At 69.6% G+C, this 25,466-nt stretch carries 19 protein-coding genes, 1 tRNA gene and 1 CRISPR repeat array; of the genes, 4 read left to right on the top strand and 16 right to left on the bottom strand.

What is annotated here, in order from left to right:
- Positions 1 to 13 precede the first annotated feature (13 nt).
- The 13 genes from U1T56_RS19330 to U1T56_RS19270 form a co-directional block, all read right to left on the bottom strand.
- A complete protein-coding gene (locus U1T56_RS19330) occupies positions 14 to 298 on the bottom strand; it encodes a CRISPR-associated endonuclease Cas2 (RefSeq protein ID WP_418161137.1) in 285 nt (94 codons plus the stop codon).
- A gap of 109 nt (positions 299 to 407) precedes the next feature.
- A CRISPR array of direct repeats spans positions 408 to 1,443; the repeat unit is 37 nt; unit sequence GTCTTGATCCCTTCTTCATCAGGTCGAAGGCCGAAGC.
- A 111-nt stretch (positions 1,444 to 1,554) separates the two neighbouring features.
- Positions 1,555 to 2,877 carry a TIGR02710 family CRISPR-associated CARF protein gene (locus tag U1T56_RS19325; RefSeq protein WP_418161136.1) on the bottom strand — a complete coding sequence of 441 codons (1,323 nt, stop codon included), beginning with the start codon at positions 2,875 to 2,877 and terminating at the stop codon, positions 1,555 to 1,557.
- A 175-nt stretch (positions 2,878 to 3,052) separates the two neighbouring features.
- The gene (csm5, locus tag U1T56_RS19320; RefSeq protein WP_418161135.1) at positions 3,053 to 4,225 is read right to left on the bottom strand and encodes a type III-A CRISPR-associated RAMP protein Csm5; all 1,173 of its coding nucleotides are present in this window, start codon (positions 4,223 to 4,225) and stop codon (positions 3,053 to 3,055) included.
- Positions 4,222 to 5,166, bottom strand: a complete 945-nt coding sequence (locus U1T56_RS19315; protein ID WP_418161134.1) for a hypothetical protein — start codon at positions 5,164 to 5,166, stop codon at positions 4,222 to 4,224. Before U1T56_RS19315 ends, csm5 begins: the two co-directional genes overlap by 4 nt.
- Positions 5,163 to 5,933 carry a type III-A CRISPR-associated RAMP protein Csm3 gene (gene csm3 / locus U1T56_RS19310; RefSeq protein WP_418161133.1) on the bottom strand — a complete coding sequence of 257 codons (771 nt, stop codon included), beginning with the start codon at positions 5,931 to 5,933 and terminating at the stop codon, positions 5,163 to 5,165. Before csm3 ends, U1T56_RS19315 begins: the two co-directional genes overlap by 4 nt.
- An 11-nt stretch (positions 5,934 to 5,944) precedes the next feature.
- Positions 5,945 to 6,463 carry a type III-A CRISPR-associated protein Csm2 gene (gene csm2 / locus U1T56_RS19305; RefSeq protein WP_418161132.1) on the bottom strand — a complete coding sequence of 173 codons (519 nt, stop codon included), beginning with the start codon at positions 6,461 to 6,463 and terminating at the stop codon, positions 5,945 to 5,947.
- Positions 6,464 to 6,474: 11 nt separating this feature from the next.
- Complete coding sequence (gene cas10 / locus U1T56_RS19300; protein WP_418161131.1) at positions 6,475 to 8,970, bottom strand: type III-A CRISPR-associated protein Cas10/Csm1; 2,496 nt, start codon at positions 8,968 to 8,970, stop codon at positions 6,475 to 6,477.
- A gap of 45 nt (positions 8,971 to 9,015) precedes the next feature.
- Positions 9,016 to 10,116 carry a CRISPR-associated ring nuclease Csm6 gene (gene csm6, locus U1T56_RS19295; RefSeq protein WP_418161130.1) on the bottom strand — a complete coding sequence of 367 codons (1,101 nt, stop codon included), beginning with the start codon at positions 10,114 to 10,116 and terminating at the stop codon, positions 9,016 to 9,018.
- A 12-nt stretch (positions 10,117 to 10,128) separates the two neighbouring features.
- Complete coding sequence (gene cas6 / locus U1T56_RS19290; protein ID WP_418161129.1) at positions 10,129 to 10,851, bottom strand: CRISPR system precrRNA processing endoribonuclease RAMP protein Cas6; 723 nt, start codon at positions 10,849 to 10,851, stop codon at positions 10,129 to 10,131.
- Positions 10,852 to 11,402: 551 nt separating this feature from the next.
- Positions 11,403 to 12,209: a M48 family metallopeptidase gene (locus tag U1T56_RS19285; RefSeq protein WP_418161128.1), complete on the bottom strand. Its 807-nt coding sequence runs from the start codon at positions 12,207 to 12,209 to the stop codon at positions 11,403 to 11,405.
- Positions 12,210 to 12,225: 16 nt separating this feature from the next.
- A complete protein-coding gene (gene serA / locus U1T56_RS19280) occupies positions 12,226 to 13,803 on the bottom strand; it encodes a phosphoglycerate dehydrogenase (RefSeq protein WP_418161127.1) in 1,578 nt (525 codons plus the stop codon).
- Positions 13,804 to 13,850: 47 nt separating this feature from the next.
- The gene (locus U1T56_RS19275; RefSeq protein ID WP_418161126.1) at positions 13,851 to 15,005 is read right to left on the bottom strand and encodes a phosphoserine transaminase; all 1,155 of its coding nucleotides are present in this window, start codon (positions 15,003 to 15,005) and stop codon (positions 13,851 to 13,853) included.
- 332 nt (positions 15,006 to 15,337) lie between these two features.
- A tRNA-Ile gene (locus U1T56_RS19270) sits at positions 15,338 to 15,413 on the bottom strand.
- 95 nt (positions 15,414 to 15,508) lie between these two features.
- Here U1T56_RS19270 and U1T56_RS19265 point away from each other — a divergent pair.
- Positions 15,509 to 15,793, top strand: coding sequence for an AbrB/MazE/SpoVT family DNA-binding domain-containing protein (locus U1T56_RS19265; RefSeq protein ID WP_418161125.1), 285 nt, complete (start codon positions 15,509 to 15,511; stop codon positions 15,791 to 15,793).
- Positions 15,793 to 16,173: a PIN domain-containing protein gene (locus U1T56_RS19260; protein WP_418161124.1), complete on the top strand. Its 381-nt coding sequence runs from the start codon at positions 15,793 to 15,795 to the stop codon at positions 16,171 to 16,173. Before U1T56_RS19265 ends, U1T56_RS19260 begins: the two co-directional genes overlap by 1 nt.
- A gap of 44 nt (positions 16,174 to 16,217) precedes the next feature.
- On the opposite strand, the gene rpoD is transcribed toward U1T56_RS19260, so the two are convergent.
- The 3 genes from rpoD to U1T56_RS19245 form a co-directional block, all read right to left on the bottom strand.
- Positions 16,218 to 18,335, bottom strand: coding sequence for an RNA polymerase sigma factor RpoD (rpoD, locus tag U1T56_RS19255; RefSeq protein ID WP_418161123.1), 2,118 nt, complete (start codon positions 18,333 to 18,335; stop codon positions 16,218 to 16,220).
- 80 nt (positions 18,336 to 18,415) lie between these two features.
- Positions 18,416 to 20,254, bottom strand: a complete 1,839-nt coding sequence (gene dnaG, locus U1T56_RS19250) for a DNA primase (protein WP_418161122.1) — start codon at positions 20,252 to 20,254, stop codon at positions 18,416 to 18,418.
- 52 nt (positions 20,255 to 20,306) lie between these two features.
- Positions 20,307 to 20,762 carry a GatB/YqeY domain-containing protein gene (locus U1T56_RS19245; RefSeq protein WP_418161121.1) on the bottom strand — a complete coding sequence of 152 codons (456 nt, stop codon included), beginning with the start codon at positions 20,760 to 20,762 and terminating at the stop codon, positions 20,307 to 20,309.
- Positions 20,763 to 20,933: 171 nt separating this feature from the next.
- Between U1T56_RS19245 and carA the strand changes: the two genes are divergently transcribed.
- Positions 20,934 to 22,094, top strand: coding sequence for a glutamine-hydrolyzing carbamoyl-phosphate synthase small subunit (carA, locus tag U1T56_RS19240; protein WP_418161120.1), 1,161 nt, complete (start codon positions 20,934 to 20,936; stop codon positions 22,092 to 22,094).
- Between the two features lie 51 nt (positions 22,095 to 22,145).
- Positions 22,146 to 25,394 carry a carbamoyl-phosphate synthase large subunit gene (carB, locus tag U1T56_RS19235; RefSeq protein WP_418161119.1) on the top strand — a complete coding sequence of 1,083 codons (3,249 nt, stop codon included), beginning with the start codon at positions 22,146 to 22,148 and terminating at the stop codon, positions 25,392 to 25,394.
- Positions 25,395 to 25,466 lie beyond the last annotated feature (72 nt).

Below are 25,466 nucleotides of genomic sequence, written 5' to 3'. Positions count from 1 at the left end.
CTTCGGTTCCCGCTCAGCCGATGAAGGCGAACCGCACGTCGCGCGGCGGCCGCGCGATGCCGAGCGTGCGCACGGCCCGGGCCGTATCGAGCCGGATCAGCAGCACGCTGTCCTCCCGCCGGTCGATCACGGCCGCGAGCTCCTGCTCGAGGGCGGCGCGCTCTCCGGCGGTGAGCCAGCACTCGTGGACCGACCTCTGCCCGCCGGTGCTCCATGCCTTGACGACATGGAGCACGCGCGCGAGGCGCCGCGGGCAGCGGATGTCGTAGGCGACGAGGTGGAGCGCACGCTTCGGCATGACCGGCAGTATGACCGCTTCCCGCCGGCGCGCAGCCCCCGACAAGCTTGTCGCCGGCCAGGCGGCGGAACCGGAGGGTGACGTTCGCACCGACCTCACCGGCGACGGAGACGCTCTCCCTTCTTCATCGGGTCGAAGGCCGAAGCGCGCACAGGCGGTCGATATCAACATCGACCGGGTCTTGATCCCTTCTTCATCAGGTCGAAGGCCGAAGCCCAGAGTGGGCGGCAAGACCCACGTGAGCCAAGCGGTCTTGATCCCTTCTTCATCAGGTCGAAGGCCGAAGCGCAAATGCGCAAGCATTATCAGTATTACATCCAGTTGTCTTGATCCCTTCTTCATCAGGTCGAAGGCCGAAGCCCCCACCGAGGCGCTAATCCTCGCGGTCGGTAACGTCTTGATCCCTTCTTCATCAGGTCGAAGGCCGAAGCGGGCACACCGCCGTCATCAACCTGATCGGCCCGTCTTGATCCCTTCTTCATCAGGTCGAAGGCCGAAGCTTGGTCATCGACGCCAAGTCGATATGGTGAGGGGGTCTTGATCCCTTCTTCATCAGGTCGAAGGCCGAAGCGCTGCGGCAGAAGCGGCCTTAAGCGTACCGTCGGTCTTGATCCCTTCTTCATCAGGTCGAAGGCCGAAGCCACGCGCCGATATCATCTTGACACCAAAAATGGCGTCTTGATCCCTTCTTCATCAGGTCGAAGGCCGAAGCCGCCTGACGCCATGGAAGTAGCAGACGTGGTCCGGTCTTGATCCCTTCTTCATCAGGTCGAAGGCCGAAGCAGGTTGCGAGATGAGGGTTATCGGCATTTCGGACTTGTCTTGATCCCTTCTTCATCAGGTCGAAGGCCGAAGCGTAACCACCACTGAGGAGATGCTCCAATGACTGCCGTCTTGATCCCTTCTTCATCAGGTCGAAGGCCGAAGCGCAGCGGATCGAAGCATACCGGCGTCAGGGACGCAGTCTTGATCCCTTCTTCATCAGGTCGAAGGCCGAAGCTTACGAGCACAGGGAGCTTTTGCGCACGGTGGCTGCGTCTTGATCCCTTCTTCATCAGGTCGAAGGCCGAAGCCAGACGTGGCGGGATCTGATCATCATCGACCAGCCGTCTTGATCCCTTCTTCATCAGGTCGAAGGCCGAAGCGGACCCCCTGCAAAAAATGTCGTCATTACAGGCACCTGCACGAAACCATCCCAGAGCCGCGAGCCGCCGCCGACCGCGTCTCCGGCAGTGTGGCGCGGCTTTTGCTTCCGGTCAAACCGCGGCGGCATCGACCAGATCCAGGTCGGCCGGGAGCTGCTCCAGGCGGCCGCCGCGCGCCGTCACCTGCGCCTCGATCCAGGGCAGCCAGTGCTGCTCCATCCAGCCGCCGATCCGCTCCCAGCCGTCGGCGCCGATCGGTGTGAAGCCGTGCGCCAGGATCGAGAAGTTCCGGGCGGCGATCCAGCCGCGCTGCTGCGAACCGTCCAGCCGGTCGCGCACGCTGCTGCCTTCGAACTTTTTCCGCATCAGCGTGGCCGCCGATGCGACCAGGGCGAGCCCGGGGCAGTGGCGCGACAGGTCGGAAACGAGATCCCAGGCCCTGGTCAGGCCGATCTCGATGCGCTGCCCCTTGCGGCGCTGGTCGGCGTACCGATCGCGGATACCCGCCGGCAACTTCGCGAGATCGACGTCCTTGGTCAGGATGCCGGCATCGGTCTCGAGCACCCACTGCGCCGTCCACTCGACCGCACGGTAGCAGCGGGCGACGGCATCGTCGTACTGGCCCCGCGCGGCCCTGCGTTCGGCATTGTGCCAGAGATCGAGCAGGACCAGAGGCGCGCGACGCGCCTGATCGGCGAGCTGCCGCAGGGCCGGCTCGTAGGCCGCGAGCGCCCGGCGCGCCCCCGGCGGCAGCGCCGCCAGCATCTCGAGGGCCGCGGCATGATCGAACCGGTCCCAGGCGGCGAAGAGGCCGGACAGACGGTAGGCCGCCATCAGCCGCAGACGCAGCCTCTCCGGCACGGCCTCGGCATCGGCCAGGTCCTGGGCCGGCTCCGCGAGCAGCTGCTCGGCCTCGGCATAGCCGAACGAGCGCCAGGCCAGATCGGCCCGCTCGAGCAGTCGGTCGGCCAGAAGCGCCGAGACGTCGATCCGCTGCGGCCGTTCGGTGCCGTCGCGCACGCGATCGAGGCTGCGGCGCTCGCCGCGCATCAGGCGCAGCTCGACCCTGGCTTTCGGTTCGGCGATGCCGGCCAGCATCAGGGCGGCCGACATGCTCTTGGTCCCGCCGGTGTAGTCGCAGACGATCCGCGCACCGGGAAAGCGCCGGCGCAGCCCGGCGATCAGCTCCTTGCAGCGCACGCCGGCGCTGTCGGGGTCGTCTGCGGGCAAAGTCTCGATCGCGAAGGCGTCGGGTGCGAGGGCCAGCTCGGCGGCGATGGCCTCGGCCTCGGGGCGCGACCCTCTGCCGTCGGGACCGCCCTCCTCGGAGCAGAGGAACAGGACGAACGCCGGCCGGGCCGCACGGATCGAGCTGCGGATCGGCGCGCCGGAGCCGCCGACCGTGCAGGCGAGAACACAGGATCGCTCACGCAATGCGGGGTATCTCCTTCCTCGATGGGCCGGAGGCTTGCAGCAGCTCCGCTTACAGCCGTCCGAGAAGCGCAAGCAAAGGCGGTCTCGATTCCTTTCTCGTCGGGTCGCCGGCTCGAGCCTTTCGCCGGCAGCCGTCGCCTGGTCTCCGCGATCCCGGCACGGTCCTTGCTCCCGATCAGCTCCGTCGCACCAGCAGCAGCCAGCCGAGCGGCACGCGCGCCTCGCCTTGCCGCGTCGCCAGGACGATCACGTTGCGCGTGGCACCGTGCCCCTTGATCGGGCGGCGGGCCTGAGGGTTCCAGCCCTCGCGGAAGCGGTCGACCGACTTGCTCTCGAACTGGGTGAAGCGGCCCACCCGCAGCAACATGCAGCTCGGATGCTGCCGCACCAGCGCCAGCGACCAGGTCTGCTTGCCGGCCGGGATGCGGAACGCCTCCTCGAGGAGCGCCCGGGTCGCGGGCTCGCCGGCGAAGAACGCTTCCAGCTCCTCGCCGAACCGCCTCCAGGCGAAGTGGTTCACCGCCTGCATCAGGGTATCGATCGTGACCGCATCGGCCGGAGCCTTGCCGCGATCCAGCGCCTGCGCCGCGCGCGCGGCTTCGGGATCGACGCCGATCCGGACATCGAAGCTCAACGTCTGGCCATCGGCACGCGACAGAAGGCGCTCGACCTGCATCGGGATCGAGGCACGCGGCCCTGCCCCGGCCCGGCGGGGAGCCGGCTTCCAGTTCTCGACCAGATCGATCCGCGTCCGGCCCGGCGGCAGCAGCGCATCGGCGACCGTGACGAAGCGCAAGGGGTCGCCGTCGGGGCCCTTCGACCCGAGGTCGAACGCCGCCTGCACCAGCGCGTCCGCCCGCCGGTCGGTCTCGCCGGGCCGCCGTTCCCGTCCGGCGGCCTCGCTCAGGGCCCCGGCCACCGCCGGCTGGCGTCGGGTGGCGAAGTGGTCGAGGAGGGCGGTCCGCAGCGCCCCTTTCAGCGAGGAGCCGGGGAGATAGGGACGGCCGGCCGTGCGCACGAACGGGCGGATCTCGCCCCGCTGCAGCGGGTTCTCGAACACGGCGGCGAGCTTCTCCCGCGCCCTGCCGGCGAGCGCGATCCGCTCGACCACGTGCCGGTCGGGATCGACCGCACGGCGCAGGATCGCCTGCGCCTCGCCGAGGCGGCCGGCGTCCAGGGCGGCCAGGAAGCGTTGCCGCTCCGCGGGCCGCATGTCCGCCACCACCCGCTCGGGCACGAACCGCGCCACGTCGCCCTTATCGAGGAGATAGTCCTCGGGCGCCAGCAGCGAGCCGTCGCCGACGTGGATCGGGGTGAGCGGGATCGCGGTGAAACGGTGCGTGGTCACGAGCGCACCTCCGTGTAGGGGATGGCCAGATGCCAGGCGTTGTGGACGACCTCGGGCCGGTCCTGGTGCACGCCGGTCAGCAGCGCCCCGAACGGACCCGGACCATGGCGCCAGGTGGCACCCGGCCGCATCAGGAGGACCGGGCGCTTGAACGGCCGCGCCCCGGCCGCCGCCAGCTCGATCCCGACCTTGCCGAAATGGGTCCAGCGCTCCCAGCGTGCCTCGGCCATGCCGGCGGAGAGGCAGCCGTGGGACAGGCTCATCAGCCGCTCGCCGGCGCATGCCGCGAGCACCGGGTCCGGCTCGACGGCCTCGACCGACCAGCGGCCGCGCCCGTAGGTGGCGTCGCGCCCGTAGCCCTGCTGGCCGATCTCGACGAACAGGGAGAACACGTCCTCGGGCGCCAGGGCGGTCGAGACGTAGACGTCGCGCAAGGGCGCCGTAGGGTCGTCGCGGCCGTCGGGCAGCCGCCGCGCATGGCTCCAGTCGTCGTCGACGAACCACAGGCCCGCCGTCTCGGGGGTGGTGCCGGTGTGGCGGTCGATCCGGTTGTGCGCCCGGGTCGCGAAGGACGGCTGCCAGTCGACCAGGGCCGACGCGAGCCGGGCGGCGGAGAGCCCGGCGCGGAGCTCGAGCCAGTCCTCCCGGCGCACCCAGCGCCGGCGGCGGCAGCGCTTCGCCGTGTCGGCGGCCGCCGGGTCGGCGTCGTCCGGCACGGGTGGCGGCGGCAGGAGCGGTCGCGGCAGGAGCCCGGCCGGGAAGCCGTCCGAGACGAGGCAGGGCGGCTCGTCGCCGGCGGCCATGGCGCGCAGCCAGCGCTCGAGCGCGGCGGCGCCGTGCCGCGCGCGCCGGGCCCAGCAGAGATGCCCGAACAGGGTGCCCGAGGTCAGCCCGGTGCCGAGCGGCGCCTCGAGCCGCAGCCGGATGCGGTAGAGGCTCATGGCAGGCCGGCGATCGCGGGCGCCGTCTGCGGATCGAAGCGGTTGACCCGGAACGCCGCTCCGATCTCGTGCACGGCGCCGTTCTCGTCGACGACCGTGAGATCTTCGAACGTGACCCGGCCATAGCCGCGCGAGCCCGAGCCGCCGAGCGCGTCCTGCTCGAGCAGCGAGAGCCCGGCCAGGAGCCAGCGCAGGCACTCGCGGTCGCGCCGGCCACCGTCGCCGGTATCGTAGAGCCGGAACACCATGGCGAGGTCGAACACGGCACCCGCGGGCACGCGCTCGGTCTGGCGCGGGCCGACCCGGTCGTGCGCCTTGCCGGCGATCCGGTCGATCAGCACCTCGGTCTTGTCCTCGGTGAGCGGCAGGCCGCGGGCGAGCACGTCCTCGAGCCAGCCCCGGTCGAGGAAGGCATCGCGCACGATGAGCCGGGTCGGCCCGCCGCCCCACTGCTCACGCTTGGCCGGGCTGCCGAAGATGCGCAGGATCGGGTCGTCCGGGGTAAAGCTCTGGCGGGGGTCGCCCGTGTTGAAGCCCCAGGGCTGGCCGTCCGTGCGCACGCAGTCGAACGCCCATTCCAGGATGAACCGCAGCCGGCCCTTGAGGCTGGAGCCGGGAATGTAGGGCTCCTGCGTGTGAGGGTGCTTCACGACCGGGTTGTCGATCCCGCCGATCTCGATCGTGTCCTTGCCGGCGCCGATGTGCAGGCCCGAGAGCAGCTTGATCTTGCCCTCGATCCGAGCGCGGCCGATCGCCTTGATGTCCATGTTCGTCGTCCTCAGTCGCGCCGCTGTTTGTCCTCGAAGCACTTGTGGTAGGCGACGACCGCCTCGAAGTGCCGGGCGAAGGCCATGAAGTCCTGCGCATCCCGCACCGAGCGGGCGTGCCGCACGAAGAAGCTCAAGAGCTCGTCGGGGTCGCGCTCCTCGTCGCGGTCGTACTTGCCGCGCTTGCAGGCATAGGCGGCGGACGCCTTGAGCAGCGCCATCTCCGCCTGGATCAGCTCGGCCGGCGGCTTCTCGAGCTCGACGCGCCGCTTGAGCGTCATCACCGAGCCGAAGAAGCGGCGGAGCTGCGAAGCGGGTATGCTGCGCAGCCGGCGCGCCACGGCCTCGGCCTCGCCGTCGAGCAGCTCGCGCCGGATCGCCTTGCGCTCGGCGTCGGCATAGTAGCGCACGGTTTCCGGGCTGCGCAGGCGCTCCTCGAGCGAAGGACCACGTGGTGCCGACGGCCGACTGCCACCGGAGCCGCCTGGGCCGCGCGGTGGCGGGAACGAGCGTGGGGGCTGTTGGCGCATGGCGGACGTCCCTAGCGGTTGCGGTAGAGTGCCATGGTGATCGGGATGCGGGCCGGCACCGGCGCCGCCTGGCCCGGCGGCGGCAGCAGCTCGTTCACGAGAGCTTCCGCCTCGGGCCCGGCCTTGGCGCGGGCGAGCTGGTAGGCGAGCCGGGCGCGCCAGATGGCGGCGTTCGGATCGCCCGCCTCGGCCCGCAGGCGCAGGTCGGCGAAATGGAGGAGCTTGTAGGCCAGCGCGGTTGGCAGCGGGTCGCGCTCGCGTCGCAGGAGCGCATTGAGCCGGTCGGCGAGGGCCAGCGCCTTATCCAGCGCCGGCCACGTCAGGGGCTCGCGCACGATCAGCGAGACGCGGTTGCGGCCGGCGTCCTTGGCCGCGGTGAGCCGGGCCTCGGCCCGCGCAGCGGCACGGTTCAGCGGCTCCTCGGGGGCGAGCAGCTCGATGCCGGCAGAGAGGGTGAGATTGGGGTTGCCACCCGAGAAACGCGCGAACGCGGCGTTGAGCTCGCGGGCGAGCCGGATCGTGGTCAGCCACGGGCCGATCAGCAGCAGGTCGTCGCCACCGGCATAGACCGTGTAGACGTTGGCGAAACGTTGCTCGAGCAGGCGGGTGAGATGGCCGGTGAAGAAGGCATCCATCAGCCTGGACAGGGCCACCACCCGCCCGATCGTGCGATCCTTGCCCAGACCGCGGCCGAACACCTGCCCCAGACGGTCGACGTCCGCCTTGAGCACCGCCAGCATCGGCCGGCCGAGCAGGCGGCCATGGCCATCGAGCTCGAGGTCCTCGCAGGCGAGGTGCGCCATCGTCTTGACGGTATCCTCGCGCGGCCGGCCGATATCCTCGAGCGAGGGCAGAATGCCGCGATAGCGGTCGTCGTCCCACTCGCCTTCGGCGAAGCGCGGCACGTGGTTGGCGACGAAGCGGTCGGCCGGCGGCCAGGCCCATTCCCGCGGCCGCGGCTGCCAGGCGCTCAGCACGTGCCCCGAGGCATGCGGGGCGCGGCCGGGCACGATCACGGCCTTGGCGAGCCCGAACGGCCGGAACGGCGTCGGGTCGTCGTCGCGCAACGCCTTCCAGATCACCGCGCTGGCGGCAGGAAGAACGGCGCCGATCCGCTCCTCGGTATCGCAGGCGACGCAGCGTCGGAGGGCAGGATCGCGCTCGTCGGCCACCCGCGCCGGCCGCACGCCGCAGGCGGGACACGCACCTTCCGCCCCCTCCTCGTACTCCGCGCCGCGCAGCACCGGCTCGTGCATCACGCTGGCCAGCGGGCGCAGCTTCGCCTGCTCGGCGACGTGCCGGAGCGCGGCATGGGTCTCGCGCCAGCGGCCGCGCGAGAAGCCCTCGCCACCGAACGCCGGACCCAAGGCCAGGGTCAAGGCGAGGTCGCCGGCATAGGTCTCGACCAGCCAGCGGTCGATCCGGGCCTGCAGCGCAGCGAGCCGCTCGTCGAGACCCTCGAGCGCCGGCAGGAGCATCAGGAACTTGCCGCCGGCATGCTGCAGGGTCACGTAGGGCGGCAGCTCGAACTCGCGGCGGATCAGAAGGGCCGCCGTCTCGACCAGGGCCCCGAGCAGGAAGGAGCGGGCGCGCAGAATGCGGTTCACCCCCTTCACCTGCTGCCGCGCGAGACGGAACAGGGTGCTCTGGATGCCCGAGAGATCGCCCTCGAGCAGGCGGAACTTGGGCAGCCGGCGGTCGCGAATGGCCGTCAGATCGGTGAGGCTGCCGCTCGCGGTGTGCCAGGCATGGAGGCAGGCGGCAATGGCCGCCACGCTGAGGCTGTGGTCGTGCAGCGAGACGTCGGGCTCGTCCATGGTCGAGGACGGCACGGCCCAGGTGAAGCGTTCGGAGAGGCTGATGAGGCCCTCGTGGAACAGCTCGCCGCTGCCGCTGGCCTCGCTGCAGAGCGTGTCGATCCCCTGTCGGAAGCCTCGCCAGCACGCGAGATACGCCTCGGGCAGGGTACCCGGATCGGGAGCGTGCACGGGCAGGATCGCATCCGGCGTGAGCTCGGCGACGGGAAACGCGCGCGGCGTGGCCGTACCCAGCCCGAGCTCGACGGTCGACACCAGCGACAGCAGGGGCGTGCGGCGGTAGGCATCCCGGCCGCGCGGCCCGAGACCCAGCTCGTCGGCGATGTCCCTGGTCTTGCGGTCCATGCCGGAGGAAAGGCGATCGGCTTCGGCGACGATCCAGGTCCAGGGCCGGCTGTCGTCGGGCTTGTGGTGGTAGACGGCGCAGACGCGTGTCTGCTCGAGGTCGAGCCCGCGCGGCAGCTCGAGGTGTGCCTGCTCGAGCTCGGCGAAGAAGGCGGCGGTGAAGAGAGCATGGCGGTGCGTGTACCGGCCGTGCTCACCCAGGGGCAGGACCTCGCTCTCGAGGTTACGCACCATCTCGGGAAGGTCGCGCTCGCTGCCGGCCGCCCGCTGGTAGAGCTTGCCGATGTCGTGAAGAAATGCCCCGGCGGCAAGATCATCGAGCGAAGGAGGCACAAGGCCGTTCATCGTTCCCCCACAGCCGATCGTCGAGCACGAGCGCAATCGGTGCCGTCACCATCGAAGGGTGATGGCGTCGGCAGGGAGACCGAGCCGGAAACGGGTGTGCGGCCGTCTCCCTGTCGCCTCGATGCGGTATGGCGCAGCATTCCAGCCGAGTGCAGCCTCGACAAGCTTGTTGTGTCGCGCTTTGCGCTCGTCGAACCATTCCTTGGGCATCCCTTCGGCGAGCAGGGCGGCGATCCTGGCCGATGTCGGGTGGCCCGGGCCGACCAGCGACGCATACAGCTCGAGGAACCGTTTCGGATCGGCGTCGCGCCAGGAAACGGCAACCTCGCCATCCGGCAGCATGGCCCGGCGCTCGGCGAAGAAGGCGGCGAACGCGATCTGCACCGGCGGCATCGGCACCGCGACCCCACCGGCAACGATCCGGCCCTGCGCGAGATCGACGAGAAGCTGCGGCGCGCCCAGCACCGCGCCCACGCTCCCGACCGCCTCGGCGTAGGTCGCCTGCCCTGCCAGGAGCCGGTCCGGCAGGCCATGGCGCAGCCGCACGAACGGAATCGAGGCGAGACGCACCGCCGACGCTTCGGCTCGGATCGGCTTGGTGTCGCGGCCGAACAGCACCCTCGGCCGCCTGGGCGGGAAGAAGAATTGCGGATGCTGCTCGAGCTCGGGCGGAACGAGGACATGCGAGAGCGCATCCTGCGGCCGGCCGTAGAGCGAGAGGGCATAGCCGGCGAAGAAGCCCATGGTCTTGCGGCCGCCGGCGATCGAGACGTGCAGCGCTGTCGCGGGCGAAGCGGTCAGCCGTCGCACGAGCTCGGTGATCAGGTCGGCCGCCCGCGCATTGTCTTCGGGGATCAGGATGTCCGGAAGCGGCTGGCCATCGACGCCGGTGACGACATGGATGCGGCTCTCGTCGAGCGCGCTCCTCAGGCCGGGAACATCCCATTCGTCCGCCAGAGCGCCGAGCGCCCCCTCCTCGCCCAGCAGCGTGAGCCGGGCACGTTCCGCGCCCTCGGCGGTGGTGACCAGGTGGATCTCGGTCGGGACGAAGGGTGGCTGCTGCTGAACGGCGAGGGCAAACGCCGTCTCGGTCACGACCTGGGGGCTCAGCCCCGTGACGACGAGCAGGACGCGATGCGGATACACGGCGGGACGCGTTCAGCCGAGCGCCCGAAAAAGCCCGATCCGTCCCAAGCCCATGGTGGCCCCTTTGCCGGCCCCGATCCACTGGCCGAGCCACAGATAGGGCCAGAGCGGCTCGGCTCCGGTCAGGTCGAGCTCGAAGCGGCCGACGATCCCGCCCATGCGCATGACCGTGTCCTGGCGGCTGGAGCGGCGAACGAGATCGACCCAGCGCAAGGCCGCATGCCGGGCGCGCAGCCCGAGGCCGAGCTCCTTCAGAGCGACGAAGTCGGCCTCCAACGGCCGATCGGTGAAAAACTGACGGAGCATGGAGACCCGGCGGACCAGGTTGCGCAAAAGATCGCCCGGCGTGAACGTCTCGGGGCCGACCAGATGGCCGTCGCGCTGGACGCGCAGGGGCGTCAGCAGTTCCACCCGTACCTGCTTCGGGCAGGGGGGCGGGAGAGCGGGAAGCGCCTGGACGCAAAGGCCGCCCCTCCGTTCGCCAGGATCTGCGGATAGAGACGCGGCGGTGACGGGCACCGGGGCCACGTGCTCAAGGTCGAGCACCAGCCGGTCCGGCCCGATGCCGGTGGCGGCGGCATCCTGCAGCGCGCGAACGACATAGGCGATGTAGCCGGCCGCATGGCCGATCAGGGTCACGTCGAGCTCGATCGCATCGCTCGGCTCGAGCCTGGGCTTCTGCCCCATGGCCGGCTGCAGGACATAGGGGTGCGGCACCCGATCGTAGCGCCGCATCTTCGTGGCCTGCTCCCCGGGGGCCGTTTCGAACACCGTCGGGTAGACGCAGCTCCGCTCGAGCGGGCAGCCGGCGCACGGCCGCAGCCGCATGATGCAGACGGCCCGTTTGAGGGCGTGGCCGAAGCCGCCTCGCCATGCCGACCCGGCATGGCGGGGCCAGCGGCCGGCCGCTCGGGCAGAAAAGGTCAAGCAATGGCGCGTAAGGGGAAGTACGGCCCCGACGAGCAGCTCGGCCATGGCAGCATCCGGGATTGCAGGCATCCTGCATGTGGTAACGTCACGGTAGGGTCCGGACAAGGCCCGACAAGCTTGTCTCGGCCCCGGCTCGGCGGGCTGCCGGTCCATGGTCTGCGACGCCAGGGTTCGTTAGCATCCGATGTCATCGTGGGTCGTTCGGGATGCTCACAGCGCTACTCTCGTCCGGCCCGACCGTGAGCCCGACGCCGCTGTCCGCCCTCCCCCGAGCCGCTCCCGCGCCGGCGTGATCCCCGCGGCACCGTCGCCGCCACGCCCACGAGCATCATGGGCCACGACCGCCCGAGGAACCGTCAGGACGCGGCAGCCTCGCCGCGGCGCAGGGCAGAAAGCAGCTCCTCGAGCGCTTCGATGCGGCGCTCGCTCGAAGGATGGGTCGAGAGGAACGCGGCCGGTCCGGCGCCGGCGCCCTCGAGCCGCTGCATGCGCCGCCAGAATGCCACGGCCTCGGCCGGATCGTAGCCGGCCTGCGCCATGTAGCGCAGGCCCAGTGCATCCGCCTCCAGTTCCTGCCCGCGCGAGAACGGCCGGATCAGACCGAGCTCGGCCACGGTTCCGCCCAAGGAGACGACGAGATCGGGCGGAACGTGCACGTCGCTCATGGCGAGCAGCGCGGCACCCAGCCGGAGCGCGAGCGCCACGGCGTTCTCGGCGACGATGCGCTCCGCACCGTGGCGGGCGTTGACGTGACCGATCTCGTGGCCGAGCACGGTGGCAAGGTGCGCCTCGCTCGCGATCGCCTGCAGCATGCCGCGATAGACGCCGACATGGCCGCCCGGCAGCGCGAAGGCGTTGACCTCGGGCGATTCCAGAACGACGAACTGCCAGTCCGGATAGGGTGAGTGGCTCGCTCGCACGATGCGCTCGCCTACGGCGGCGACCCGACGCTGCAGCGAGGAATCGCGGACGGGCGGAGTCTCGCGCAGGATCTGGCGGAACGCCCGAAGGCCGAGCTCGGCCGCCATCGTTTCCGGCACGAGGAGATCGGCGAGCCAGTCCGGCACCGCCCGGTCGCAGCCGGCGAGCGGCAGGATCGCCGCCACCGCCGCCCCGGACAGGAAGGCCCGCCGGCTCGTTCCCCCACCGCAGCGGCAGCCCATGAAGCGGCTTCCCTCGCTAGAAGCTCAGCTGCTTGGCCTGGAGCACGTGCGGCAACCGACGGACCTGGTCGAGCACGTAGTCCGGGATCGGGCCGTCGACCTCGACGAGCGCTATGGCGTTGCCGCCCGGCGCGTCGCGGCCGAGATGGAAGGTCGCGATGTTGATCCCGGCATCGCCGAGCGTGCGGCCCAGCGCGCCGATGAAGCCGGGCTTGTCTTGGTTGCGCACATAGAGCATGTGCGGCCCCAGCCGCGCCTCCATCGGGATGCCGTGGATCGAGACCAGGCGCGGCTCCTGGTCCTGGAACAGCGTGCCGCTGACCGTCCGGGGTCCGCGCTCGGTCAGGACCTCGACCGTGAGCAGCGTCTGGTAGCCCTCGATCATGTCGCAGGTCACGACCCGGATGTGGATGTTGCGCTGCTTCGCGATCGCCGGCGCGTTCACCATGTTGACGCTCGCGAGCTGCGGCCGCAGCAGGCCGGTCAGCACGAGCTGGGTGAGCGGCCGCGTGTTGAGCGAGGCGGCATGGCCGGCATAGGTGACGGTGACCTCCTCGAGCCCGGTCTCGACGAGCTGGCCCGCGCACGAGCCGAGCTGCTCGGCAAGCTTCATGTAGGGCCGAAGCCGCGGCGCCTCCTCGGCCGTGACGGAAGCCATGTTGAGCGCGTTCACGACTGCCCCGGTCATGAGATAGTCGCTGATCTGCTCGGCGACTTGCAGCGCCACGTTCTCCTGCGCCTCCATGGTGGCAGCGCCGAGATGCGGCGTCACGATCACCTCCTCGAGCGCGAACAGGGGCGATTCGCGGGCGGGCTCGACCGTGAACACGTCGAAGGCGGCGCCCGCGATGTGGCCGGCGCGGATGAGGTCGCAGACGGCGGCCTCGTCGACCAGGCCACCGCGCGCGCAGTTGATGATACGAACCCCCGGCCTGGTCTTCTGCAGGTTCTCGCGCGAGAGGATGTTCCGGGTCTGCTCGGTGAGCGGGGCGTGGAGCGAGATCACGTCGGCGCGGGCGAGGAGCGCATCCAGCTCGACCTTCTCGACGTTGAGGTCGGCGGCGCGCTCGGGCGAGAGGAAGGGGTCGAAGGCGATCACCCGCATCTTCAGCCCCTGCGCGCGGTCGGCCACGATCGAGCCGATATTGCCGCAGCCGATGAGGCCCAGGGTCTTGCCCATGAGTTCCACGCCCATGAAGCGGTTCTTCTCCCACCTGCCGGCCCGGGTCGAGCGGTCGGCAGCCGGGATCTGGCGGGCGAGCGCCAGCATGAGCGAGATCGTGTGCTCGGCCGTGGTGACCGAGTTGCCGAAGGGCGTGTTCATCACGACCACGCCGTGCCGGGTCGCGGCCTCGACGTCGATGTTGTCCACCCCGATGCCGGCCCGGCCCACGACCTTGAGGCGCCTGGCTGCGGCCAGCACCTCGGCCGTGACCTTGGTGGCGGAGCGGACGGCGAGGCCGTCATAGTCGCCGATGATCGCGATCAGCTCGTCCTTCCCGAGGCCGACGCGCGTGTCGACCTCGAGCCCACGCTCCTTGAAGATGGCCTCGGCGGCCGGGCTCAATGGATCGGCGATGAGCACCTTGGGCATGACGCCTCCGAATGAAGGACAGCGGACGGCGGGAGGAGGCCGGCGCCTCAGACGAGGCGCCGTCTGGTTTCGGCGAAGGCCCAGTCGAGCCACGGCAGGAGCGCCTCGAGGTCCGAGGTCTCGACGGTGGCTCCGCACCAGAGCCGCAGGCCCGCGGGCGCATCACGATAGCTCTGGATGTCGTAGGCGACCTTCTGCTCGGCGAGAAGCCTGGTCATGTCCCTGACGAAGCCCTGCTGGCCGCCCGGGTCCAACGCTGCAAAGGCGGGATCGACGATGGCGAGGCACACCGAGGTCGGCGAGCGGATCTCCTTGCGCCTGGCCAGGAAGTCGACCCAGGGTGTCCGCCCGACCCAGGCCTCGAGCACGGCCATGCTGCGCTCCGTGCGCGCGATCAGGCCCTTTAGGCCACCGATGCTCTCGGCCCAGCGCAGGCCGTCCAGCGCATCCTCGACCGCGAGCATGGAGGGCGTGTTGATGGTCTCGCCCTGAAAGATGCCCTCGATCAGCCTGCCGCCCCTGGTGAGGCGGAAGATCTTGGGCAGCGGCCAGGCGGGCTTCCAGGATTCGAGGCGCTCCACGGCGCGCGGGCTCAGGACCAGCATGCCGTGCTGCGCCTCGCCGCCCAGGACCTTCTGCCAGGACCAGGTGACGACGTCGAGCTTGCGCCAGGGCAGATCCATGGCGAAGGCGGCCGAGGTGGCATCGCACAAGGTGAGCCCTTCGCGGTCCTCCCGAATCCAGTCGCCGTTCGGGACGCGCACACCCGAGGTGGTGCCGTTCCAGCAGAAGACGACGTCGCGACTGCCATCCACCCGGGCGAGGTCGGGAAGCTCGCCGTAAGGGGCCTTGAAGGCGCGGACGTCGGCGAGCCGCAACTGTTTCTCGATGTCGGAGAGCCAGCCCTCGCCGAAGCTCTCGAAGGCGACGACGTCGACCCCGCGGGCCCCCAGGAGCGACCACATCGCGCACTCGAACGCACCCGTGTCCGACGCCGGCAGGATGCCGATCCGGTAGTCGGCCGGGATGCGGAGGATGGCGCGGCTGCGCTCGATGATCTCCTGCAGCTTGGCCTTGGCCGGCGCGGCACGATGCGACCGGCCCAGCATCGCACCTTCGAGGGCGGCCAGAGACCAGCCCGGACGCTTCGCGGTCGGGCCGGAACCGAAGTTGGGATTGGCGGGGCGGGTGCTCGGCAGCATCGGCGGTCCTGTCGCAACGAGAGAAAAGCGCGTCGGAACCTAGTTAGAAAGGCGCTGCACTGCAACATGGGAGGCGGCGGTGGACGGGATCGGCAACGGCGTCCCCTCACCCGCCAAGCCCCGACGCGACAGGCATGGACGGACACGCCGCCCGCCAGACAAACACAAAAAGTGTTAGTTATTGAGACAGATAAGTTTCTCGAATTCGTTCGTACAATCTCGCTTCGCGAGGCACGCGATTCCCGCAGCACGGCCATGCCGAAGTTCGGTCCGGAACATCATCCCAACTCCTGCCGACGCACGAGACGGCTCCGCCGGAGCAGGGAAAGACGTGGTGGGCCCGGCAGGATTCGAACCTACGACCAGACCGTTATGAGCGGCCAGCTCTAACCGCTGAGCTACGGGCCCGGATGCGAGAGAGGCTATAGCGGTTCTCCGAGGCCGATGACAAGGGTTCTCGGCTCTGGTACTGCAGTCAAGATGACAAGAAAGGACTCGGCGCCATGCGTGGCCTTCGTGTCAAAGTTGCCGAGAATGGCAGGCTCAGCCTGCCGATCGAGATCCGTCGTCAGCTCGGTCTCGAGAAAGGCGGGACGGTCGTGCTGAAGGTGGAGAACGGCGAGGTGCGCATGACGACGCTGGAAGAGACCGTCAGACGTATCCAGGAACGGATGCGCAAGCTCACGCAGGGCAAGAACATCTCGGTCGCGGACTTCCTGGCCTGGAAGAAGGAGCAGGCCGCTCTGGAGCGGCGGGAGGACGCCGGGCCGGCCGAGAGCGACCGCTGATGGTGATCGACAGCTCCGCGCTGATCGCCCTGCTCATGCACGAGCCGGGCTGGGAGCGGGTCATGGCTGCAGTCACGGCGGCGGTGGCGCCGACGACGATCCTGAGCGAGCTCGTCGGCTACTTCGCCAAGAACGATCTCGACCTCGCAGAGCTGCGCTCGAGCCTTCGAGAGCTCGATCTGGACTTCGTGGCGCTGGATCACGAGACGGCATGGCTGGCCGGCGAGATGGAGCCGGCCACCCGTGCGGCGGGCCTTTCGCTCGCCGATCGAAGCTGCCTCGCCCTGGCGCGACGCCTCGACCGGGTGGCGCTCACCGGCGACCGGACCTGGATCAGGGTCGCCCGGGACCTGGGGATCGAGGTCGAGCTGTTCCGTTGAGGCCGAAAAGGCGAAGGGGGCGTCGCCGCCCCCTCCCGTCCCGCTCACGTATCGAGAAAGCTCCGGAGCTTCCGCGACCGACTCGGGTGCTTCAGCTTTCTGAGCGCCTTGGCCTCGATCTGGCGGATGCGCTCGCGGGTGACGCTGAACTGCTGGCCGACCTCCTCCAGCGTGTGATCGGTGTTCATGCCGATACCGAAGCGCATGCGCAGCACGCGCTCCTCGCGCGGGGTCAAGGTCGCGAGCACGCGCGTCGTGGCCTCGCGCAGGTTGGCCAAGGTCGCGGCCTCGAGCGGCTGGACCGCGTTCTTGTCCTCGATGAAATCGCCCAGGTGCGAGTCCTCCTCGTCGCCGATCGGCGTCTCGAGGGAGATCGGCTCCTTCGCGATCTTGAGGACCTTCCGCACCTTGTCGAGCGGCATGTTGAGCTTGTGCGCGAGCTCCTCGGGCGTGGGCTCGCGCCCGTACTCGTGGAGCATCTGGCGCGAGGCGCGCACGAGCTTGTTGATCGTCTCGATCATGTGGACCGGGATGCGGATGGTCCGCGCCTGGTCCGCGATCGAGCGCGTGATCGCCTGCCGGATCCACCAGGTGGCGTAGGTCGAGAACTTGTAGCCGCGCCGGTACTCGAACTTGTCCACGGCCTTCATCAGGCCGATGTTGCCTTCCTGGATCAGGTCCAGGAACTGCAGGCCGCGATTCGTGTACTTCTTTGCGATCGAGATCACGAGCCTGAGGTTCGCTTCGACCATCTCCTTCTTGGCCTGGCTCGCCTCCTTCTCGCCGCGCTGGACCAGGTTCACGATCCGGCGGAACTCGCTGATCTGAAGCCCGGTCTCCTCGGCGATGGCGGCGATGTCGGCACGCAGGGATTCGATCTCGTCGCGGTGACGCGAGACGAACTCGGCCCAGCCGCGGTCCTTCAGGCGCGACACCCGGTCGAGCCAGTCGTGATCGAGCTCGTGGCCCATATAGTGCTCGAGGAAACTCTCGCGCGTGCAGCGGCAGCTCGTGGCGAGGCGCAGCAGCTTGCCCTCGAGGCTCTGCAGGTGCTTGTTCACGTCGAAGAGCTGCTGCACCAGCGCCTCGACCCGGCTCTGGTTGAGCGAGATCTGCTTCATCAGCTCGACCATGTCCCGGCGGGCCGCCTGGTAGCGCTGGTCGAGCTCGGGCGGCACCGGCCGGCGCGCCTGGATGAGCGCCAACCTTTCCTCCTGCAGCTCGCGCAGGCCCATATAGGCCTCGGCGATGCGGTCGAAGGTCTCGAGCACGCCGTCCTTCAGCTTGCTCTCGAGTGCCGAGAGCGACATCATGTCGTCGTCCTCGGCCTCCTCCTCGTCGGGAAGCTCCCGGAGCCGTGCAGCCTCCTCCTCGTTCTCGTCGTCCTCGAGCCCGTCCTCCGCATCCGGCGTGGCCTGAGCCGGACGTGCGGGCTGGGCCGACATCGAGGCGGGGGTGGTCGGTGCGAGCGCCATCGGCGCCGTTGCCGGCTGCGCCAGCCCGATCTCGGCCGCACCGGCCTCGCCGAGCTCGGCCTCGTTGGTGGCCTCGAGATCGATGATGTCGCGCAGGAGCACGCGGCCCTCGCGGATCGCGTCGCGCCAGCCGATCACCGCACGCATGGTGAGCGGACTCTCGCACAGGGCTTCGAGTACGGTGTTGCGGCCGGCCTCGATCCTCTTGGCGATCTCGATCTCGCCCTCGCGCGAGAGCAGCTCGATCGTGCCCATCTCGCGCAGGTACATGCGCACGGGATCGTCGGTGCGGCCGAGCTCCTCGCCCTCGCCGGCACCGTCCTCGCCGTCGCTGCCGTCGGTTTCCTCGCCGGTATCCTCGCCGTTCCGCTCGCCGTCGACCGCGGCGTCCCCGTCGGTGGACTCCGCCTCGATGTCGCCACCGGCCTCGTCGCGCAGCACGGTGATGCCGTAGCTGTCGAGCGCGTTCATCAGGTCCTCGACCTGCTCCGGCGGGAAATCCGGGGGCAGGACAGCGTTGAGCTGGCCGGACGTGATCGAGCCGCGCTCCTTGGCCTGCAGCAGGACGCGCCGCAGCGGCCCGGCATTGGCCAGGAACGCTTCGAGTCCCTCGCCCGTGCCGGGCTTGGCCGCGGCCTTGCCGCGTGGCGTCGGTGCCGCACCTTTGATCGGCTGGCGGATGGCCATTCCGCTATTCTCCCTCACGCCCGGCGACGCCGACGACGACGCCCGGAGCGGCCGTGACCGGTCGTGCCCTGCCGCACGCCTCAGTTGGCCGAATCCGGAGAGCCATCGTCCGACTCTGCGTCGTCCGCGCCATAACGGTTAAGTAAACGATCCAGTCTGTAAAACCAACGATTGAGCCGCTCCCCGTCTTCGAGGCGCAGATCATCCTCGGTCGCCCTTTCCCGGCGGAGCGCCGCCTTGTGCCGAATGGCGGCCAGCATGTCGCGCCAGCTCCGACGGCGGGTAGCCTCGTCGGTCTCCGTGGCGGGCGGACTCGGCTGCGTGAGGTCGGCGGCAAACTGATCCAGGATAGGTCCGAAACCGTATTGCAGGAGGTGGCGCTGAAGTGTGTCGGCGTCAAGATTAGGCGCATCGGCGAACCACAGGACGATTTCCTGCCGCAGCTTTTCGAGCCGCGGGTCCTCGAGGTGGATCTCCGCCAGTTCCTCCTCGCAGCCGACGAGCCATTCGGGATGGCGCAGGAGCGGCAGAATCAGGCGCGCCTCGCGGCTCGTCTCCTGGCGCGAAATCCCGGCGGCGAGGCGGGCGGCGCCCACACCTTCCCAGGCCCCGGGCCTGAGCTTGCCAGTGCCCGGCTTCTGCGGCTTCTGCCCGCGCACGGACCTGGGCGTCAGCTCGTCGAGAAGGGTTCGGAACTGATCCCACAAGCTCGCGCGCAGGTCGGGATCGCCCGCCGCCCGCGCGAAGCCGCGCAACCTGCGGCTCAGCGCCGCACGCGCCTCGGGCGTGTCGAAGCGCCGGCCCTGCGTCTCCAGCCGCCAGATCATTTGCGAGAGAGTGTGCGCTTTGGACAACACCGCGGCGAGCGCCTCGGCCCCGTGCCGGCGCAGGTAGCTGTCGGGATCCTCGCCATCGGGCAGGATGACGAAGCGCAAGCTCTGTCCGTTGCGCATCAGCGGCAGCGCGCGCTCGGCCGTCCGGAGTGCTGCGGCCAGGCCCGCTCGGTCGCCGTCGAGGCAGACGATCGGCGCCTCGGCGAGCCGCCACAAAATCTGGAGCTGCCGCTCGGTCACGGCCGTGCCGAGAGGTGCCACCGCATGATCGAGCCCGGCCTGGGAGAGGGCGATCACGTCCATGTAGCCTTCGGCCAGCACGATCTCGCGCCGCTCGCGCGCGGGTTTCGCCGCCCGGTGCAGGTTGTAGAGCAGCTCGCCTTTGTGGAAGAGTTCGGTCTCGGACGTATTCAAATACTTGGCACGCGCCTCGCCGAGTGCCCGGCCGCCGAAGCCCACGATCCGGCCGCGCTCGTCGGCGATCGGAAACATCACCCGATGGCGGAAGCGGTCGAAGGTCTCGCCGTCTTCGGTCCGGACGAGCAGGCCCGCCGCCACGAGCTCCGCCTCGCTGAAGCCCTCGCCGACGAGCGCCCGCTTGAGCGCCGTCCGCTCACCCGGGGCGTAGCCCAACCCGAAGGCGCGGATGGTCTCGTGCTCGAGGCCACGGCGCAGGAGATAGGCCAGGGCTTCCCGCCCGGCGTTGTCGGCGAGCTGGTCCCGGAACCAGGCCGCGGCCGCGGCGTTGGCGGCATAGAGCCGCTGGCTCGGCTCGGACCGTTCGGGGCCCGTGCGCCGCGGGGCCGGAATGCCGGTGAGGTCCGCGATCCGCGCGAGCGCGTCGGGGAAGCTCAGGCCCTCGACCGCCATCACGAAGTCGATCGCCGTGCCGTGGGCGCCGCAGCCGAAACAGTGATAGAAGCCCTTGCTCTCGACCACGTTGAACGAGGGTGTCTTCTCCTTGTGGAACGGGCACAAGCCCACGTGCTCGCGGCCGCGCCGCGTCAGCCTGACGTAGCGTCCGACCACCTCGGCGAGCGGGATGCGCGCCTTGAACTCCTCGAGCGTGAGATCGCGGCCGCTCACGGCGCGCCCCTCCCCGGCGGCGGCGCGGCCACGGCACGCGGCGCCGCCCCGTTCAGTGCAGACGCTCGCATAGCAGGCGCTTGGCGCAGGCGAAGTCCATCCGGCCGCCGTAGCGCTCCTTGAGTGCAGCGATCACCTTGCCCGTGTCCTTGAGCCTCGTGGCGCCCAGTGCCTCGATCGCCGCCTCGACGGCGGCGCGGATCTCGTCCTGGCTCATCCTGGGCGGCAGGAACGGCTCGATCACCCGGATCTCCTCCGCCTCCTGCTCGGCCCGATCGACACGGGCACAAGCCTCGCACCGGATGATCTCCTGCCGCCGCTGGGCCACCATGTCCTGCAGCATGGCGACGATCCCGGCCTCGTCCAGGCCCTCCGCCGCCCCGGCCTCGCGCGCGACGCGGTCGCGCTCGCGGATTGCGGCCAGGATCAGGCGGAGGGTCGCCGCGGCCCGCTGCTCGCCTGCCGCGACGGCCTCCTTCAAGGCAGCGTTCAGCCGTTCACGCAGCACGTCCCGGTTCTCCAACCCACCATTGCCGGCCGCCGCCCTGTCCGCACGGGCGTGCAGCCGGGTCCGGTTTGCTTGACGGTTCCGCCCATGATGCTACAACGCAGGGAATTGTGTTCACCCGTGCGTCGCACGGGTCGCGTCCACGCGTCTCGCCCCTGGATAGCAGCCACGATGACAATGCTCGACCGGCGCCGTCCGACCGCCGCCCTTGCGCTCGCGGATGGAACGGTTTTTCTGGGTTTCGGCCTCGGTTGCCCTGGCGTTCATGAAGGCGAGCTTGTTTTCAACACGGCGATCACCGGCTACCAGGAGATCCTAACCGATCCCTCCTATGCTGGCCAGATCGTCACGTTCACGTTCCCCCATATCGGGAACGTCGGCACGAACGAAGAGGATATCGAGGCCACGACGCCCTACGCAAGGGGGATGGTGATCAGGGCGCCGATCACCGAACCGTCCAACTGGCGCAGCTCGCAGCATCTCGCCGCCTGGCTCGAGAGCCGCGGCATCGCCGCCATCAGCGGGGTCGACACCCGTCGTATCACCCGCATCCTGCGCGAGCAGGGGGCGCAGAACGCGGCGCTGGCCTACGAGCCCGGAGGCGAGATCGACCTCGAGGCGCTGAAGGCGCGCGCCCGCGCCTGGCCCGGCCTCGTCGGGATGGATCTCGCCCTCGAGGTCTCCTGCCGCCAGCGCTACGAATGGCGGGAGAGCCGCTGGCGCTGGGGCGAGGGCTACGGCGAGAGCGACGGTGGAGGGCCGCACGTCGTCGCCGTCGACTACGGTGTCAAGCGCAACATCCTGCGGAGCCTCGCCCAGCTCGGCTGCCGGGTCACCGTGGTGCCGGCCCAGACCAGCGCCGAGGAGATCCTGGCATTGAACCCGGACGGGGTCCTGCTCTCGAACGGTCCGGGCGATCCTGCCGCCACCGGCGCTTACGCCGTGCCCGAGATCAGAAAGCTCGTCGACAGCGGCAAGCCGCTGTTCGGGATCTGCCTCGGTCACCAGATGCTGGGGATCGCGGTCGGCGGCAGGACCGAGAAGATGCCGTTCGGGCATCACGGCGCCAACCACCCGGTCAAGGACCTGACCACGGGCAAGGTCGAGATCACGAGCCAGAACCACGGCTTCGCCATTACCGACGGTGACCTGCCGCCCGAGGTCGAGGTGACCCACCGCTCGCTGTTCGACGGGACGATCCAGGGGATCCGTCTCAAGGACCGGCCGGTGTTCTCGGTGCAGTACCATCCCGAAGCCTCGCCGGGGCCGCAAGACTCGAGCTATCTGTTCGACCGCTTCCTCTCCCTGATGAAGGGCGAGAAGGCGGGCTGAGACGGCTTTCGCCCCGCCTCCCCCTGGCCGCTTCCTCCTGCCGGACTGACCATGCCCAAACGTACCGACCTCCGCTCGATCCTGGTCGTGGGCGCCGGGCCGATCGTGATCGGCCAGGCCTGCGAGTTCGACTATTCGGGCACCCAGGCCTGCAAGGCGCTGCGCCAGGAAGGCTACAAGGTGATCCTGGTCAACTCGAACCCTGCCACCATCATGACCGACCCGGAGACGGCCGATGTGACCTACATCGAGCCCGTCACCCCGGCGGTGGTGGCGAAGATCATCGAGCGCGAGCGGCCCGACGCGCTCCTGCCCACCATGGGCGGCCAGACCGCGCTCAACACCGCGATGGCGCTAGCGAAGGCCGGCACGCTCGAGAGGTTCGGCGTGCGGCTGATCGGCGCCTCGCCCGAGGCCATCGCCAAGGCCGAGGACCGCGAACTCTTCCGCCAGGCCATGAGACGGATCGGCCTCGATCTGCCGCGGAGCCATGTCGTGCGGACGATCGAGGAGGCGCGGGACGCGCTCCACGAGATCGGCCTGCCGGCGATCATCCGGCCCTCCTTCACGCTGGGCGGCACGGGCGGCGGCATCGCCTACAACCGGGAGGAGTTCGAGCAGATCGTCACCGCCGGCCTCGAGGCCTCGCCGATCACCGAGGTCCTGGTCGAGGAGTCGGTCCTCGGCTGGAAGGAATTCGAGATGGAGGTGATCCGCGACCGCGCGGACAACTGCATCATCGTCTGCTCGATCGAGAACGTCGATCCCATGGGCGTGCACACGGGCGACAGCATCACCGTGGCGCCGGCGCTGACCCTGACCGACAAGGAATACCAGCGCATGCGCGACGCCTCGATCGCGGTCCTGCGCGAGATCGGGGTCGAGACCGGCGGCTCGAACGTCCAGTTCGCCATCAACCCGGCCGACGGGCGGATGGTGGTGATCGAGATGAACCCGCGCGTGTCGCGCTCGAGCGCCCTTGCCTCCAAGGCCACGGGCTTTCCGATCGCGAAGGTCGCCGCCAAACTCGCCGTGGGCTACACGCTCGACGAGATCCAGAACGACATCACCGGCGTCACCCCGGCCTCGTTCGAGCCCTCGATCGACTACGTCGTCACCAAGGTCCCGCGCTTCACCTTCGAGAAGTTTCCCGAGACCGAAGCGCTCCTCACCACCTCGATGAAATCGGTGGGCGAGGTCATGGCGGTGGGCCGGACCTTCAAGGAATCGCTGCAGAAGGCGCTCCGTGGCCTCGAGACCGGACTCTCGGGCCTCGACGAGATCGAAATCCCGGGCCTCGCCGACGCGGACCGGCCGAAGGAGGCGATCCTCTCGGCCCTCGCCCGGCCCACGCCGGACCGGCTGCGCACGATCGCCCAGGCCTTCCGCGAAGGGCTGACGCTCGAGGAGATCCACGGCGCCTGCTCGTACGATCCCTGGTTCCTCGCCCAGATCCGGGACATCGTGCGGACCGAGGCGGCGCTGAAGGAGCACGGGCTGCCCGAGGACCCGGCCGTGCTGCACGCGCTGAAAGCCGACGGCTTCTCCGACCGACGGCTCGCGAAGCTCGCGGGCCGCAGCGAGGAGGAGGTGCGGCGCTTGCGCGAGCGGCTGGGTGTGCGGCCCGTGTTCAAGCGGATCGACACCTGCGCCGCCGAGTTCGCGGCGCGCACGCCTTACATGTACAGCACTTACGAGACCGGCATCCTGGGCGATCCCCAAGGGGAGTGCGAGGCCGAGCCGAGTGCTCGCCGCAAGGTGATCATCCTCGGCGGCGGTCCCAACCGGATCGGCCAGGGAATCGAGTTCGACTATTGCTGTGTGCATGCTGCCTTCGGCCTCAAGGAGGCGGGCATCGAGACGGTGATGGTCAACTGCAACCCCGAGACCGTCTCGACCGACCCCGACACCTCCGACCGGCTCTATTTCGAGCCGCTCACGGCCGAGGACGTGCTCGAGATCTGCCGGGTCGAGATGTCGAAGGGGGAGCTTTTGGGCGTCATCGTCCAGCTCGGCGGCCAGACGCCGCTCAAGCTCAGCCACGCGCTCGAGAAGGCGGGGGTGCCGATCCTCGGCACCTCGCCCGATGCCATCGATCTCGCCGAGGACCGCGAGCGGTTCCAGCAGCTTCTCAGGAAGCTCGGCCTGAAGCAGCCCGCGAACGACATCTGCCAGCCCGGCGAGGATGCGATCGAGAAGGCGGTGCGGCTCGGCTTTCCGCTCGTCATCCGTCCGTCCTACGTGCTCGGCGGCCGGGCGATGCGGATCGTGCATTCGGCCGAGGAGGTACAGAACTACATCGCCGAGGCGACGCGCGCTTCCGATCTCGGCCCCATCCTGCTCGACCGCTATCTCCAGGATGCGGTCGAGATCGACGTCGACGTGATCGCCGATCCCGAGCACGTCCACATTGCCGGCGTCATGGAGCACGTCGAGGAGGCAGGCATCCATTCCGGCGACAGCGCCTGCTCGCTGCCGCCCTACTCGCTCCCGGCCGAGACCGTGCGCGAGATCGAGCGGCAGGCCGAGGCGCTGGCGCGCGCCCTCGACGTGCGCGGGCTCATGAACGTGCAGATGGCGGTGAAGGACGGCGAGGTCTACATCCTCGAGGTCAATCCCCGCGCCAGCCGGACCGTGCCGTTCGTGGCGAAGGCGGTGGGCGCTCCCATCGCCAAGATCGCGGCCCGGGTCATGGCCGGCGAGCGGCTCGCGAGCTTCCACCTGCCTGCGCAGCCCGAGGATCACGTGGCGGTCAAGGAAGCGGTGTTCCCGTTCGCGCGCTTCCCAGGTGTCGATCTGATCCTCGGGCCCGAGATGAAGTCGACCGGCGAGGTGATGGGTCTCGATCGCAGCTTTCCGGCGGCGTTCGTGAAGTCGCAGCTCGGTGCCGGCACCGAGCTGCCGCGCAGCGGCAGGGTGTTCGTCTCGGTGCGCGACCGCGACAAGGCGGCGGCGGTAACGCTCGCCCGCCGTCTGGTCGAGCTCGGCTTCGAGATCGCGGCCACCCGTGGCACGGCCGCCGCGATCGCCGAGGCGAATCTTCCGGTCACGGTGGTGAAAAAGGTCCACGAAGGCCGGCCGCACATCGTCGACATGATCAAGAACGGCGAGATCGCCATGCTGATCAACACGACGGACGGCAGGCAGGCGATCCGCGACAGCTACGATCTGCGTCGCGCGGCGCTCATGGCGAAGCTGCCCTACTACACCACGCTGCCGGGTGCCCGGGCCGTGGTACAGGCTCTGGCGCGGGCGATCGCAGGTGAGCTTGAAGTGGCCCCGCTGCAATCGTATTTCTAGGGCTCACGACCGATCGCGCCGACGCCAGCGCTGCGCGGCGCGATCTTCTTTTGTCAACCCGAGACTGGATCA

Origin of the sequence: Benzoatithermus flavus, assembly GCF_037908215.1 — a bacterium.
Lineage (GTDB): Bacteria > Pseudomonadota > Alphaproteobacteria > Geminicoccales > Geminicoccaceae > Benzoatithermus > Benzoatithermus flavus.
The sequence above is the reverse complement of the archived record's forward strand: the minus strand, read 5'-3'. Positions and strand labels throughout refer to the sequence as shown.

Excerpts from the sequence above, each read along its gene's own strand:
- U1T56_RS19330 (WP_418161137.1), bottom strand. The coding sequence starts at position 298 with ATGCCGAAGCGTGCGCTCCACCTCGTCGCCTACGACATCCGCTGCCCG.
- U1T56_RS19315 (WP_418161134.1), bottom strand. The coding sequence starts at position 5,166 with ATGAGCCTCTACCGCATCCGGCTGCGGCTCGAGGCGCCGCTCGGCACC.
- csm3 (WP_418161133.1), bottom strand. The coding sequence starts at position 5,933 with ATGGACATCAAGGCGATCGGCCGCGCTCGGATCGAGGGCAAGATCAAG.
- csm2 (WP_418161132.1), bottom strand. The coding sequence starts at position 6,463 with ATGCGCCAACAGCCCCCACGCTCGTTCCCGCCACCGCGCGGCCCAGGC.
- cas10 (WP_418161131.1), bottom strand. The coding sequence starts at position 8,970 with ATGAACGGCCTTGTGCCTCCTTCGCTCGATGATCTTGCCGCCGGGGCA.
- cas6 (WP_418161129.1), bottom strand. The coding sequence starts at position 10,851 with ATGCGGCGCTACGATCGGGTGCCGCACCCCTATGTCCTGCAGCCGGCC.
- U1T56_RS19285 (WP_418161128.1), bottom strand. The coding sequence starts at position 12,209 with ATGGGCTGCCGCTGCGGTGGGGGAACGAGCCGGCGGGCCTTCCTGTCC.
- serA (WP_418161127.1), bottom strand. The coding sequence starts at position 13,803 with ATGCCCAAGGTGCTCATCGCCGATCCATTGAGCCCGGCCGCCGAGGCC.
- U1T56_RS19275 (WP_418161126.1), bottom strand. The coding sequence starts at position 15,005 with ATGCTGCCGAGCACCCGCCCCGCCAATCCCAACTTCGGTTCCGGCCCG.
- U1T56_RS19265 (WP_418161125.1), top strand. The coding sequence starts at position 15,509 with ATGCGTGGCCTTCGTGTCAAAGTTGCCGAGAATGGCAGGCTCAGCCTG.
- U1T56_RS19260 (WP_418161124.1), top strand. The coding sequence starts at position 15,793 with ATGGTGATCGACAGCTCCGCGCTGATCGCCCTGCTCATGCACGAGCCG.
- rpoD (WP_418161123.1), bottom strand. The coding sequence starts at position 18,335 with ATGGCCATCCGCCAGCCGATCAAAGGTGCGGCACCGACGCCACGCGGC.
- carA (WP_418161120.1), top strand. The coding sequence starts at position 20,934 with ATGACAATGCTCGACCGGCGCCGTCCGACCGCCGCCCTTGCGCTCGCG.
- carB (WP_418161119.1), top strand. The coding sequence starts at position 22,146 with ATGCCCAAACGTACCGACCTCCGCTCGATCCTGGTCGTGGGCGCCGGG.